Source organism: Vibrio sp. ES.051 (assembly GCF_002563795.1).
GTDB lineage: Bacteria > Pseudomonadota > Gammaproteobacteria > Enterobacterales > Vibrionaceae > Vibrio.
In genome coordinates this window covers 1439296-1452891 of record NZ_PDJL01000004.1, presented here as the reverse complement: position 1 = coordinate 1452891, position 13596 = coordinate 1439296, and the positions used below count along the sequence as shown (strand labels likewise).

15 protein-coding genes are annotated in these 13596 nt (G+C 42.3%); 11 read left to right on the top strand and 4 right to left on the bottom strand.

Features of this window, described 5'->3' with window-relative positions:
• The first annotated feature begins 56 nt into the window (after positions 1 to 56).
• The 9 genes from ATG66_RS13125 (at position 57) to ATG66_RS13060 (ending at position 6822) form a co-directional block, all read left to right on the top strand.
• Positions 57 to 431, top strand: a complete 375-nt coding sequence (locus ATG66_RS13125) for a hypothetical protein (RefSeq protein WP_098415715.1) — start codon at positions 57 to 59, stop codon at positions 429 to 431.
• Between the two features lie 141 nt (positions 432 to 572).
• The gene (locus ATG66_RS13115; protein ID WP_098415713.1) at positions 573 to 968 is read left to right on the top strand and encodes an ACT domain-containing protein; all 396 of its coding nucleotides are present in this window, start codon (positions 573 to 575) and stop codon (positions 966 to 968) included.
• Between the two features lie 735 nt (positions 969 to 1703).
• A complete protein-coding gene (locus ATG66_RS13110) occupies positions 1704 to 2213 on the top strand; it encodes a J domain-containing protein (RefSeq protein ID WP_098415712.1) in 510 nt (169 codons plus the stop codon).
• A gap of 200 nt (positions 2214 to 2413) precedes the next feature.
• A complete protein-coding gene (locus ATG66_RS13105; protein WP_098415711.1) occupies positions 2414 to 2893 on the top strand; it encodes a DUF1456 family protein in 480 nt (159 codons plus the stop codon).
• A gap of 651 nt (positions 2894 to 3544) precedes the next feature.
• Positions 3545 to 3958: a VOC family protein gene (locus tag ATG66_RS13085; protein WP_098415709.1), complete on the top strand. Its 414-nt coding sequence runs from the start codon at positions 3545 to 3547 to the stop codon at positions 3956 to 3958.
• A 149-nt stretch (positions 3959 to 4107) separates the two neighbouring features.
• Positions 4108 to 4332, top strand: coding sequence for a hypothetical protein (locus tag ATG66_RS13080; protein ID WP_098415708.1), 225 nt, complete (start codon positions 4108 to 4110; stop codon positions 4330 to 4332).
• Between the two features lie 154 nt (positions 4333 to 4486).
• On the top strand, positions 4487 to 4951 hold the full coding sequence (locus ATG66_RS13075; protein WP_098415707.1) for an ASCH domain-containing protein: 465 nt from the start codon (positions 4487 to 4489) through the stop codon (positions 4949 to 4951).
• A gap of 720 nt (positions 4952 to 5671) precedes the next feature.
• The gene (locus ATG66_RS13065) at positions 5672 to 6052 is read left to right on the top strand and encodes a hypothetical protein (protein ID WP_143699690.1); all 381 of its coding nucleotides are present in this window, start codon (positions 5672 to 5674) and stop codon (positions 6050 to 6052) included.
• A gap of 239 nt (positions 6053 to 6291) precedes the next feature.
• Positions 6292 to 6822 (top strand): hypothetical protein, encoded by a 531-nt coding sequence (locus ATG66_RS13060; RefSeq protein WP_098415704.1) that lies wholly within the window; start codon positions 6292 to 6294, stop codon positions 6820 to 6822.
• A 144-nt stretch (positions 6823 to 6966) separates the two neighbouring features.
• On the opposite strand, the gene ATG66_RS13050 is transcribed toward ATG66_RS13060, so the two are convergent.
• Together ATG66_RS13050 and ATG66_RS13045 are read right to left on the bottom strand one after the other, a co-directional pair.
• The gene (locus ATG66_RS13050) at positions 6967 to 7245 is read right to left on the bottom strand and encodes a type II toxin-antitoxin system RelE/ParE family toxin (protein WP_098415702.1); all 279 of its coding nucleotides are present in this window, start codon (positions 7243 to 7245) and stop codon (positions 6967 to 6969) included.
• Positions 7242 to 7526 carry a type II toxin-antitoxin system RelB/DinJ family antitoxin gene (locus ATG66_RS13045; RefSeq protein ID WP_006710667.1) on the bottom strand — a complete coding sequence of 95 codons (285 nt, stop codon included), beginning with the start codon at positions 7524 to 7526 and terminating at the stop codon, positions 7242 to 7244. The genes ATG66_RS13050 and ATG66_RS13045 overlap by 4 nt, the downstream gene beginning before the upstream one ends.
• A 570-nt stretch (positions 7527 to 8096) precedes the next feature.
• Between ATG66_RS13045 and istA the strand changes: the two genes are divergently transcribed.
• Together istA and istB are read left to right on the top strand one after the other, a co-directional pair.
• Entirely contained in the window at positions 8097 to 9611 is a 1515-nt protein-coding gene (gene istA / locus ATG66_RS13040) for an IS21 family transposase (RefSeq protein WP_143699666.1), read from the top strand.
• Complete coding sequence (gene istB / locus ATG66_RS13035; protein WP_098414133.1) at positions 9601 to 10362, top strand: IS21-like element helper ATPase IstB; 762 nt, start codon at positions 9601 to 9603, stop codon at positions 10360 to 10362. The genes istA and istB overlap by 11 nt, the downstream gene beginning before the upstream one ends.
• 613 nt (positions 10363 to 10975) lie before the next feature.
• Here istB and ATG66_RS13030 read toward each other — a convergent pair.
• Together ATG66_RS13030 and ATG66_RS13025 are read right to left on the bottom strand one after the other, a co-directional pair.
• The gene (locus tag ATG66_RS13030) at positions 10976 to 11437 is read right to left on the bottom strand and encodes a hypothetical protein (RefSeq protein ID WP_098415701.1); all 462 of its coding nucleotides are present in this window, start codon (positions 11435 to 11437) and stop codon (positions 10976 to 10978) included.
• Positions 11438 to 11446: 9 nt separating this feature from the next.
• On the bottom strand, positions 11447 to 13372 hold the full coding sequence (locus ATG66_RS13025; RefSeq protein WP_373560846.1) for an alkyl/aryl-sulfatase: 1926 nt from the start codon (positions 13370 to 13372) through the stop codon (positions 11447 to 11449).
• Positions 13373 to 13596 lie beyond the last annotated feature (224 nt).

Below are 13596 nucleotides of genomic sequence, written 5' to 3'. Positions count from 1 at the left end.
AGCATTGGTATCGCGTGCCTCACACCTTAACAAGGCGTTATGTGTAAGGAGGAGAAATGGAGTTCATATTATATATTGCTGTGTTTTTATTAATTGCAGTTTCTTTCGCTCACTCCTACCTTGGCGAGCGTTATATTCTCTCTAGATTGTTCAAACGAGATAATTTACCAAAGCTATTTGGTAGCGACGATTTTACGAAACGGACATTGCGTTTTTCTTGGCATTTAACGTCAATAACATGGGTTGGGTTTGCGGGTATTGTTGCCGCGTTAGTTCAGCCTGAAATAAACAAATTTATGGTTGGACAAATAGTTTCAATTACGTTTGGTGCACACTTTGTCATTGCTTTATTTGGCTCTAAAGGTAAGCATTTGTCTTGGGTGCTATTCGGTTTGGTCAGTATCTTAGTACTGGTGGGAACTTACACATAACAAAGCATTCAAGAGGGATTCACAACGCTTGGCAGTTTTGGTTTGAATTAACTTTAGTGTTTACGGCACAATGGTTTAGTTCGGGTGGAATGCGTTGTTCACCCCTTAATGCGGCGTTAGCAATATAAGGAAATATCAAGCATGTCAGGAATTACAGATTTAGACGAACTACTGCGTTCAATGCATCCCAAATTACTTAAAGCTGAGTTTGTATTTTGTACTGTTTCCGGAAGCCTAGAAGAGTATTGCAAGTTAAATCCAGTAGCTACTTTTATGGAGCCTGAAGGTTTGACTCTTGTACTTGCAAAATCAGTGGCAGAAAAAGCGGGTTTATCTTTTGAAGGCTCGTATAGTCAAATCACATTGACAGTCCATTCTAGTTTAGAGGCAGTTGGTCTAACGGCAGCTGTAGCAACAAAATTAGCTTCAAAAGGCATAAGTGCAAATGTCATAGCGGCGTACTATCACGACCATGTTTTTGTTCAAACTAGCAAAGCCGAAGCGGCAATATCAGCTTTAGAAGAGTTCAGTGCTTAATGTTGGCATCATATTGCTAACAAGGCGTTCAAGAGGGATTCTCAACGCTTGGCGGTTTGGGTTCAAAGTTTAGCTTTAGTGTTTATGGCACAATGGTTTAGGTTAGGTGGTGGCGTTGTTCACCCCTTAACGCGGCGTTATGTTTACTTGTATTTCAATAGCTTAAAAACTCTTCGATCTCTGTTCATTGTCCCTTTGGCAATTCGTCCGAGTTGCCTCAGCAAATCCACATTGTCGGCCTAAATTCGTGAGTTTCTCAGACAGTAAAACATGCCAATATTCGTGGGTTGCTTCATTTGCAGGTCGTGGTGGCTGGTTTTAAGTTTCACTGGCTTTAAGGCGCTTTCAGCGTATTTGCCAAGTAGCATGTCGGCTTGGCAGTTGCCTCGGCAATTTGCCATTGTTCTGCGCTATGTTTGGAAAGAGAGGGCGTTTGTTGAGGCGAAGTCGGGTTGCCTCATTGGGCAGGGAAGTGGGCTTACGCGCCTTGTGTTTCGTGCATTTGGCGGCCAAGTGAGTGTGAGCTTGTGATTCACTTCTTGAAATGTGGTCAACAAAGCAGTTCTTTGCTAAATAAATCAGTCATTTGTGGTAAAACATAACAAACAATTCAAGCTGATTCGCAACGCTCGGCGCTTTCGGTTTCAACTTGTTTGGTGATTACGGTGTAGTGTTTTAGTAAAGTGGCAGCGTTGCTCACAACTTAATTGGGCGTTAGGTTTATAAGGAGTTCCAGTGAGAAGTTTTGGTAGACGAAGAAATGAGTTTAAATTCCACATCTTGAGAAAAGAGTCAGGTTACATTGCAATATATGATAATGATGGCGCTGATGTAATTCTGGATGATCTAGAAGAGCAAGGGTATTTTTACTTAGACTGGATTCGCGCAAAAAACAGTGTGATTGCAGTTGAAAAATGGCAACAGACTCAGAGAGAGGAAGTTGCTAGGTTACATCACAAAAATCGAGAGCTGCAGGAAACTATAGATGCACTTGAAAAAGAAATTGAGCAGTTAGAGAAGCTCTCTCGAAATAGTCCACGAAGTACAAGGTCTAACGGGCTAAACGACTTTTCTCCATATGCAATTCTAGGTGTTCCTGAGGGGTGCAGTGATTTACAACTAATCAAGAAAAACTATAAACGTCTATCTCATATATTTCATGGTGATAAATCTCATAGCTCTGAAACAAGCGACGATATGATGAAGTTGATAAATAGTGCTTATGAAATTTTGAAGAAAAAATAAACCTAACAAAGCATTTAAGAGTGATTCGCAACGCTTGGCAGTTTCGCTTCGCTCAAGTATAGCCAAGCGCCGCTCACACCTTAATGCGGCGTTATGATTCTCTCGCAAATTGGTAGGGAGTAAACCGCAAATCTGATAAAATCCAAGTCTTCCAGTAATCACGTTGATAGCACTGGATTTACCTAAGACTAGGAACTATTTTGACCAATAATGATATTTTGCGCCGTGTACGTTATACATTCGATTTAAAAGACAGTGTAATGGCTGAAATCTTCTCTTTAGCAGACTTAAATGTGACGGATGAACAAGTCACTAGTTGGCTGAAAAAAGAGGACGATGAATCTTTTGTCGAACTTAGCGATACAGAGTTAGCTGTATTTCTAAACGGTTTTATCAATTTCAAGCGTGGCAAACGCGAAGGTGAGCAGCCTAAGCCAGAAGAGAAGTTAAGTAATAATATCGTATTCCAAAAGTTGCGTATTGCTTTGAACTTGAAGGCTGAGGATATTCTCGAGATTTTGCAACTTGTCGATTTTCGTTTGAGCAAGCATGAACTGAGTGCATTTTTCCGTAAGCCAGAGAATAAGCATTACAGAGAATGCAAAGACCAAGTTCTTCGAAACTTCCTACTGGGTCTTCAAAGTCAGTTGCGCCCAAGTGGTGGTGAGTCCGAATCATAACAAACTGTTTAAGAGTGATTCGCAACGCGTGGCATTTTTACTATGCGTTGCGTTTAGTGTTTAAGGTGGTTAGCGGAGGCTTCGGCATTGCGTTGCTCACACCTTAACAGAGCGTTAGTTGCCAATGAGGAAAACACAGCCAAAGTAGAAGTTTAAGACTAAATTTCTGCGTTGTTTTGGTCTCGAGTTTTGTCCAAGTCTTCGTCTTTCAGAAACCATGCATTAATTTTCAAACGGTTTTGTTTGCCATTTCAGAAGCCGATTTACTGGCTGAAAGTCAGCATTGTGGCATTGTCTTTTCAAAAGCGCTTTTTGGTGTTGCCAGTTCGTTTTCTACGGCGTTGTTTGTTCACGTGGTTTCATTGACAGTCGCTTTAAAACTACGCCTGATTTGAGTCCACAAAAATACGAAAATTCGGTGGTAACAAAGCGATAATAAATTAAAATCAACGTGTTAGGCTTGGCAACTAACAAATTGTTCAAGAGGGATTCGCAACGCGTGGCATTTTCACTGTGCGTTGAGTTTAGTGTTTAAGGTGGTTGCTGTGGCTTCAGTATTGCGTCGCTCACCCCTTAACAAGGCGTTATATGCTTTCTCGAAAAAATCATAACGTAGTGTAGAATTAGGGTTTTGAAATATTGGAAATAACCATGTCTAAACTTGTGCAACAACAAATCGGAAATATCGCCCTAGTTGTTGAGAATTACGATGACGCTATTGAGTTCTACACTCAAAAACTTCAGTTTACATTGATCGAAGATACTGACTTAGGCGGTGGCAAACGTTGGGTTCAAGTTTCTCCTCCAAATTCTAATGGTACGAATCTACTTTTGGCTCAAGCTAGTACCAAAGAACAGACTCAAGCAGTAGGTAATCAAACTGGTGGTCGTGTTTTCTTGTTCCTACAAACGAACGATTTCTGGCGAGACTACGAACTAATGAAGGCAAATGGCGTTGTATTTAACGAAGAGCCACGAGTTGAAGAGTACGGGACAGTAGTGGTGTTTCAAGACCTATATGGTAACAAGTGGGACTTACTGCAATTAAACAGCGTAACCAAATAGCACGCATATAACAAAGCGTTTAAGACGGATTCCCAACGCTTGGCGATTTCGGCTTATTTTAAGTTAAGTGATTATGTCACAATGGTTTAGGTAGGATGGCCGCGTTGCTCACCACTTAACGCGGCGTTAACTGTTTAGAGGAAAATGTAATGTCTAAAGATATAGAGATTTCGGCTAAGTTATTAACTTATGGCGGTGGCGAAGAAGAGCCTATTGATATGGATGCTTATCTTAATCAGGGTGGCTTAATTACTATTCGAATTGATGAAGAGAATTGGATTGAACTGTCTCCAATTTCGGCAAAAAAACTTCTTAAAAAACTCGACTACGCGGTGGGGCAATCTTTGGCTGAGTATCTGTCAGCTCAGGACTAAAACGTTGAGAAAACAGTTAACAAGCAATTTAAGAGGGATTCACAACTTTGCTTCTACTTCAAATTTAGTGTTTATGGCACAATGCTTTAGGTTTGGGTGTAGGCGTTGTTCACCCCTTAATTGGGCGTTATATTTTTAATTGGGATTCAAGGCTATGGAAGAAAGAAGTCAGGCTTATTTGAACGAGTATCTAAGCTCATTACCTAATGAAATTGCGAAAAAACATACCTCTTTCAGTGCTGACTATTTCTGCGCAGATGAGTACAACGCCAATGTCTGTGCCGACTTAATACTGCGTGGAGAAAAACGTGCTTCTTGCAGTTTGGAGTATTGGTACAGTCATGAAGGCGAACCCATGCCAGAAGTTGGTCATCTTCAAGTGGTGACTAACTGGGACGGCAAACCAGTTTGTATTATTGAACTTACATCAGTCAATAAATGTAAATATAGCGATGTTAAAGCGGAGTTTGCAGCAGAAGAAGGCGAGGGTGACAAGTCATTAAATTGGTGGCGAGAAGCTCACTGGAAATTTTTTAGCTTAGAGTGCGACGAACTTGGTATTAAGCCCGCAGAGGATATGCTGTTGGTTTTAGAGCGCTTCAGGGTCGTCTATAAATAAAAATATAACAAAGCGTTTAAGACAGATTCGCAACGCTGGGCACTTTCGGTTTGCTTTGAATTTAGTGTTTACGGCACAATGGTTTAGGTTAGGTGGTAATGTTGCTCACTACTTAACGCGGCGTTATATTTACTTGTATTTCAATGGTTTAAAAATTATTCGATCTCTGTTCTTTGTCCCTTTAGCCATTCGTTCGAGTTGTCTCAGCAAATCCGCATTGTCGGCCCAAATTCTTGAATTTCTCAGCCCGTAAAACAGGTAAATGTTCGTGGGTTGCTTCATTTTCAGGTCGTGATGGTTGGTTTCAAATCTCACTGGCTCTAAGTCGTTTTGGGCGTATTTGCCAAATAGCATGTCGGCTTGGCAGTTGCCTCGGCAATTTACCATTGTTCTGCGCTTTGGTTGGAAAGAGAGGACGCTTGTTGAAGCTAAGTCGGGTTGCCTCATTGGGCAGGGAAGTGGACTTACGCGCTTTGTGTTTCGTGCATCTGGCGCCCAAGTGAGTGTGAGCGTGTGACTGACTTCTTGAAACGTGGTCAATAATGCAGTTCTTTGCCAAATAATCAGTCATTTGTGGTAAAACATAACAAACAATTCAAGCAGACCCTCAACGCTTAGCACTTTTGGTTTGCGTTGGGTTTTATGTTGCCGCGTTATGCGGAAAGTGAGCCAGGGCGTTTCGGGCTACTTAATTGGGCGTTATGTGGCAAAGAGGAAGCTATGACAAATGAAGAACTGAACATTTATAATTTGGTGCGTTCTGAGCTGTGTGATGACTTGATTCCACTTCAATACAAGAACGTGTTAGAACACTCAATGTGTGGTCATTGCCACCACGCATCATTAGCAATGTACAATCTCCTAGGGGGCAGTAGCTCGGGATATAAGCTGCAAAAAGCAACAGATGAAAAAGGAATAATTCATTATTGGTTGCTTTCCCCGACAGATGAAATCATTGATCCAACCGTCGAACAATATACTGATTTAGGACGTCCTTTACCTTACGTAAATAAGGTTGATAATCGTGCAAGTTATCGAAAAACTGTAGCTACAAAGAAAATCATCTCAGCCGTAGAGCTACAATTGGGAACAGCCACATAACAAAGCGTTTAAGGCAGATTCGCAACGCGTGGCATTTTCACTGTGCGTTGAGTTTAGTGTTTAAGGTGGTTGCTGTGGCTTCAGTATTGCGTCGCTCACCCCTTAACAAGGCGTTATGTTCCATTGTGCATGTATGTGATGTGCATCTAGTTTTGTAAAGTATTGAGAATTGCTCCCTTTATTTGCATTAAATATATACCAATGTAACTAGTGTGCTTAATTACAATGAGGAATGCACTGTGCCAATTTTCTTCGAAAACCTAGATACAACAACTCGTGATTATATGCGTGGCGAAGTAAACGTAGACTTTGAAAATGCGAACGTTTACTACAGCAAATTCTTGAAGCAGGGACTGCAAGATACATGGGATAACCTTTTACTTGAAGCCGTTACTGAGCATGATGAGGCTTGGTTGGAGAGTAAGATAGAATCAAACCAAATATTAGTTGATAGCTATCAAAGGAAAAAGCCTAAAGGTGGTTTTACTGTAGCCAAAGTCCCTTATACGGCTCCGCAGACATTGGCTGAAGGTGAGTTTAATCGCTTTTATTGTCGTGGGTTATGCGCACGTGCGATTGAAGAAGGAAAAATGGTTCAAGTTTATCGTGGTAAGGAAGTTACTAACGCTCGTAGCGCATCTGAAGAAAAGATCGGACAAATCATTGCTCCAAAGGAGCTGCTAGAGGACTTGAGAGTTAATGTCGGTGTAGATACGGCATTAGGCTTACCAAATGGTCCTAATTCTGGTTTGACGATCAAGTTAGTATAAGAACATAACAATCTGTTTAAGATTGATTCGCAACGCGTGGCATTTTTACTATGCGTTGCGTTTTGTGTTTAAGGTAGTAATCGGGAGCTTCGGTATTGCGTTGCTCACACCTTAACAGGGCGTTAGTTTGCCCACCGACCACAATCAGTCGGTAGGGAATTTTTGCTTCTGGTGTAGAACTCTCATTACGCGAATTGCTGAGCCGTCAACCCAGTAAGAAACTATCATTGAGATTTCGGGGATAATTAGTAATCGTCCTCGAATACCATCACGTTGAACACCCATTAGTGGTTGCTCAAGTAAATTTTCTACTTTAACTTCGATAATTTCGTCAGTTTTGTCTGCCGCATTAGGGTTGAAGTCATAAAGAAACTCAAAGATCTTCTCACGATCATTTAGCGATTCTTCTTCCCATAAAATCATTGTTGACCTCGGCTACGAATCTTTGCTTTTCGTTCTGCCATTCGTGCTTTTGCTGAGTCATGGTCAACAAATGAAGCTTTTCCTGAGTCAAACTTCTCAAACGCTAGGTTTACTTGTTCAGTTAACCAAGCGTCGTGAGATAATGCTTTGCGTTGTTGTTCAGCCATTTGCTCAGTAAGTTCACGGCAAGCATCGCTAAGTGTGCGTCCTTGGCTCTCAGCCATTTGCTGAGCTAAGCGTTTGATTTCGTCATCAACACGAAATTGAATTCTAGTGTCCATGAGTTGCTCCTAAATTAATGTACACACAAATGTTAGCACTAGCATCAGGTAAGGGCAACTAACAAAGCGTTTAAGACGGATTCCCAACGCTTGGCATTTTCGGTTTGCTTTGAATTTAGTGTTTACGGCACAATGGTTTAGGTTAGGTGGTCTGCGTTGCTCACCACTTAACGCGGCGTTAGTTGCCAGTGGAAAAACGCAGCTAAATCAGAATATTTAAGGCTAAGAAATTTTGCATTTTTGCTCGGTTTTGCGTCTGGGTGCGGTTTGCTGAAGTTTCGTTTGGTTGTTAATGTTGTGGTTTTGTTTTGCCGTTTCAGACGCGAATGTACTCGTTGAAAGTCAGCCTTGTGACATTGCCTTTCCAAAAGGTTTTTTTGATGCTTTTAGGCAGTTTTCTACGGCGTTGTAAGTCCCAAGTGGTTTCAGTAACAGTTGCTTTGAAACTGCGCCTGATTTGAGTTGTTAAATTGCATCCAGAACTGATCCACTTCACCCCCTGATTTGCACCGAAAACTGATCCACATCATCTAACCTAAATCCTGCTGAGTCTTAGCAGGAGAATATGGAGTGATTGACGTGTCATTATTAAGTGTTATTCGTCGTTGGCATTTCCGCGAAGGAATGTCGCAAAGAGAAATAGCCAGACGTACTGGACTATCCCGAAATACCGTTAAACGTTATTTGAAAGATCAAACTATCGAACCTGTTTATCCAAAGCGGCATTCATTGAGTAAACTAGACGAGTTTAAAGAATTACTGACTTCTTGGCTAAAACGAGAAATGAAGCGACCGAGAAAGCAGCGCAAAACGGTCAAAAACCTTTTTCAAGACCTCGTTCCGCTAGGCTATAGCGGCTCGTATGACAGAGTCGCTTCATTTGCACGTAAATGGCGCGAAGAACAAAAACTCGATGCGTCTAAACGAACGTATATGCCGCTAGAGTTTGCCCCTGGTGAAGCCTTTCAGTTTGATTGGGGCGAAAATTGGGCCTATATCAATGGCCATAAAACCAAGCTACAGGTCGCTCACTTCAAACTCAGTCATAGCCGCGCATTCCTCCTTCGAGCCTATTATTCTCAAAGTCATGAAATGTTATTTGATGCCCATAACCATGCCTTTCGCGTGTTCCAAGGCGTTCCAGAACGGGGGATCTACGATAATATGAAAACTGCGGTTGATGCGGTCAAAAATGGCAAAGATCGAGTAGTGAATCGTCGCTTTTTAACAATGGTTAGTCACTACTTGTTTGAAGCCGACTTCTGCAACCCAGCCGCAGGTTGGGAAAAGGGGCAGATCGAGAAGAACGTGCGGGATGTGCGTTCTATCATCTGGCAGCGCGCTCCTAAGGTGAAAACCTTAGAAGAGCTTAATCAATGGCTTGAAGCCCAATGTTTACGGGACTGGCAGTCACGTAGACACCCTCAATATCGTGATATGACCATAGAGCAAACGTGGCTAAGTGAGCGCTCCCAATTAATGAAAGTCACAGCGCCGTTTGATGGTTTTATCGAGCAAAGCAAGCGAGTCTCCTCTACCTGTTTGGTGAACTTCGACAGAAATAAATACTCCGTGCCTGCAAGTTACGCAAACCGACGAGTGAGTCTGCACGCCTACCCCGATAGTATTGTTTTGGTGGCAGAAGGTCAGCCCATAGCAGAGCACCAAAGAGTCTTTAATCCTAAACATGAGCCGCCACACATTGTTTATAACTGGCGACATTACCTGTTGGTTGCGCAACGTAAACCAGGCTCTCTGCGTAATGGCGCACCGTTTCACTTGCTCCCTGAGAGCTTTAAGCACCTGCAATCAATATTATTACAGCGTCTTGGCGGCGATAAGGAAATGGTCGAAATCTTGTCATTGGTTATTCATCACGATGAAAAGCTGGTAGAGCAAGCCATTAATATGGCACTGGAAGCAGGCACACCATCAAAACAACACGTCATAAACTGTTTAAGCCGCTTACTCAATCCTTCTCCAGTTGTACCCGTCCCCGTCTCTCAAGGGTTGCGACTGGTTACCGAGCCAACCAGTGATACGTCGCGATATGACGAATTAAGAGGAAAACGTCATGCACAATGAAGCGTTATTAAGCACATTAAAGGCACTCAAGCTTCACGGCATGGTTAGCAGTATTGTTGAACTTGCCTCTCAAAACTCTCCTGCTTATCAACAAGCTCAACCCATCCTTGAAACCTTGTTAAAAGCAGAGATAGCAGACCGTGAAGTGCGCAGTATCGCTTACCAAATGAAAGCGGCAAAGTTCCCAGTCTATCGAGACCTATACGGTTTTGACTTTAGCGAGAGTACAGTCGATGAGTATCTAATACGAGGTCTGCATCGCTGTGAGTTTATCAAAGACAGCCAAAACATCGTGCTTGTTGGTGGTCCAGGCACAGGGAAAACGCACTTAGCGACGGCGTTGGGCGTACAAGCCATACAACACCATCAAATGCGGGTCAGGTTCCTATCGACCATAGAACTCGTCAATACGCTAGAGCAGGAGAAGCAAGCGGGTCATGTGGGCCGCCTCGCTAATCGATTAGTGAGCTGCGACTTAGTCATACTAGATGAACTTGGGTATGTCCCTTTTAGCCAAGCGGGTGGGACATTGCTGTTCCATTTACTCAGTAAACTCTACGAGCGTACGAGTATCGTCATTACCACCAATCTCAACTTCACGGAATGGTCGAAAGTGTTTGGTGATGCAAAGATGACAACGGCATTGCTGGATAGGCTGACTCATCATTGTCACATCATTGAAACGGGTAACGACAGCTATGTTTTAAGGAATCAAAAAAGAAGTCGAAGGAGAAAACCAAATAGAAACTAACGTAAAAATGTAGTCTAGAATAGACTTACTTAGGTGGATCACTTTTCAGTGCAAATGGTGGATCAGATTTAAGTGCAAATTAACAGAACAACACCCAGAAAGAGGTCATCTGCTTTGCGTCATCACTACGACAACGTAAAAATGGTACTAGGAAACTATTATTGGGGTGGTTCTGATTCCTACAATCCTGCAACTGACCCGTTCTACATAAAACTAATTACAGTTCTGAATAATCGGTGATGATGTAACCATGAATAGAGATAACAAGTTTATGCCCCATTCGTTGCTAGAGTAAAATATTAATAACTAGTAGCTCATACGAATTTTCCTTACCAAAAATTATCCGAATCAGCATGTAAATTTGTATTGCTCATTCTATGCGATACTTCAAAATCAATAAGATGTAAGCAATGAATGACCGAAACGCTAAAGGTTTTAATTGGACATTAAAGGTTTGAGAGCACTAATCATATTCTTAGATTGAGTTTGAAGGTGTCTTAGGATTACTCGGAACAAGTAGACAGCTAAAAATATAAAGGCTTTCCAGTAAGATAGGAAAGCCTTTATGTCACATTTAATTGAACAAACAACAAAGATTAGTTATCGGTGCTTATTAGGTCTCAGTCAATACCCCAAGCTCGCGAGCTTGATCGAACGTTATCTGGTTGGATATCAGATTGTGCAGAGCGGCTTCGGAGATTTGCAGCACTTTGACGTTATCGGTAGGAGGTGAGACGTGAACTTCAATTGAATTGTCTGTCTCACTAATGCGTGACCATAGCTGGCGATCAACCACGTAGACGTAAGAACCTTTAGGTAAATCTGGGTGTGCTTTGGTCATCAAGTTTAGCCACCAACTTGCTCTTCTCAACCCTGCTTCACCATCAATGATTTCTAAGGGCTGCATTGATTGAGATCTAACGGCTAGCTGTGTGGCAATGGATACATCCAATGCTCCGGGGTAGCTCTCGCTAAATGGGTTGGTAAACAACCCATCATAAGAGCAAGCCCAACTAGTTGGACTTGCTGATGCGATAATACCCGAAGCAATGCAGGTTATTATACGCTTCGTCATACTTACTCCCTAAGGTGTTACAATATTGAACCAGAAGTTGAAGTTATCTAACATTCCTACAAAGTCTTTCAATACTTGCGGGTCACCATCCAGTTTGATAGAGCCGTCTGCAATCGCCTTCTCTAAGGTGATGTTACCAAGCTGAACGTCATCTAACGTAGCCTTAGTCAGTTCCAGTGAAACGTCAGGCTTTTCAGCGAGCTTCTTCGTATGGTTAAGTACTGAGTTTTCAACATACAAAGAGTATCTTTCGTCGAGATCAGTGAAATCCAGATTCATCACAAACGCTTTACCGGCCGCTTTCTCTGGTAGGATTCGCACGGCTAGGTAGTCGAACAACATCTCTGGTGGCATATTCTTAATGATGTCAGGAGAGGCAACATTAGTACCGCCTGCACTAGGAGTGCCGTTTCTTAACTCATAAGCCCCTTGTAGATAAACCGAACGCCAAGGACCAGACTCGGCTTGATAACCCATTTGTTCATAGGCGTCCGCTAGTAGTGCTTTCCCTTTTTCACTTTCAGGGTTAGCGAACACGACATGTTTAAGCACTTCGGCAACCCAACGATAATTACCTTTATCAAAGTCAGCTTGTGCTTTGTTGATGGCTTCTTGCTCGCCTTCCATGTATTCGACATACTTAACTGCGGCATCCGCTGGTGGCAGATTGTTTAAGTCAGATGGGTTACCGTTGTACCAACCCATGTAGCGCTGATAAACCGCACGGCTGTTATGGCGTAAGGTGCCGTAGTAGCCTCTAGAACTCCAGCTTTTACCAATCTCGTCTGGAAATTCGATCATCTCTGAAATTTCTGAGCCAATGTAGCCTTGGTTCATCAAACGAACTGTTTGGTCGTGAGTGTACTTATACATATCACGTTGTTTTTTAAAGTACTTAACGATGTCTTCCTGACCCCACATTGGCCAGTGGTGACTTTGGAACTTCACCTCCACAGCATCGCCCCACATATCAATGGTTTCTTGTAAGTAGCTTGACCATTTCAACGCATCTCGAACCTGAGCACCGCGGAGGGTTAAGATATTGTGCATTGTGTTGGTGGTATTCTCTGCCATCCAAAGGGCTTTTTTCTCTGGGAACCAGATATTCATTTCGGTTGGCGCTTCCGTACCTGGAGTGTATTGGAAAACCATTTTAACGCCATCAATTGTACGTTCTTCACCAGTTTTCTCGATGATATCGGTTGGCTTGATCATTGTTGCCACGCCAGTAGACGTCGTTTGACCCAAACCGCCGTTTACACCACCTTTTTCGTTTCTTGGCAGTAGAGCACCATACATGTAAACTGCTCTTCGACCCATTGCATTACCCGCAATTACGTTTTCAGATACGGCATGTTCGGTAAAGCCCAGAGAAGCGACGATAGGAACCTTGCCTGAGATCACGTCTTTTTCATCGACAATGCCTCGTACGCCACCGAAGTGGTCGATGTGACTATGGCTGTAGAAAACGCCAGTAACCGGTCTTTCACCTAATTCGCTGTTGATAAAATCCAGTGCTGCTTTCGCTGTTTCCTGTGAAATAAGCGGGTCAAATACAATCCACCCAGTATCACCTTTAATAAATGTGATGTTGGATAAGTCGTAGCCGCGAACCTGATAGATACCATCGGCAACTTCAAACAGGCCATTGATCATGTTTAATTGGGCATTACGCCATAAGCTTGGGTTAACAGTGTCAGGAGAAGGTTTGTCTAAGCTTATGTACTTTTTATACGCTTCGAGGTCCCAAACAACGTCGCCTTTTTCGTTTTTGATTGTTACCATATCTTGCTTGGCGATAAAGCCTTTTTGAGCGTTCTCAAAGTCCTTCTTGTCACTAAATGGTAAGTATTGTTTGACTTGGTTGTTTACATCTATTGTGAATTTAGTTGCGTCTTTGGGGTCGGATGCGTTAGCACTCAGTACCACTAACATAGCCAATCCCCATGTTCCTAATTGTCGCATACAATTTCTCCTTATATGAAATCGGCATACTAAAGATAGGCTATGTAAAGGTTTTATTTTTTGAAAAGTTAATGAGTAAGAATGATTGAAGACTATAAATATATTTCTTATGATCAAAATCACAGTTTTTATTAAACATAGACTGCATGTAGAGGTGTTGAGTCGATTCTCAGAAATCATGAAGTTGTTTTGGG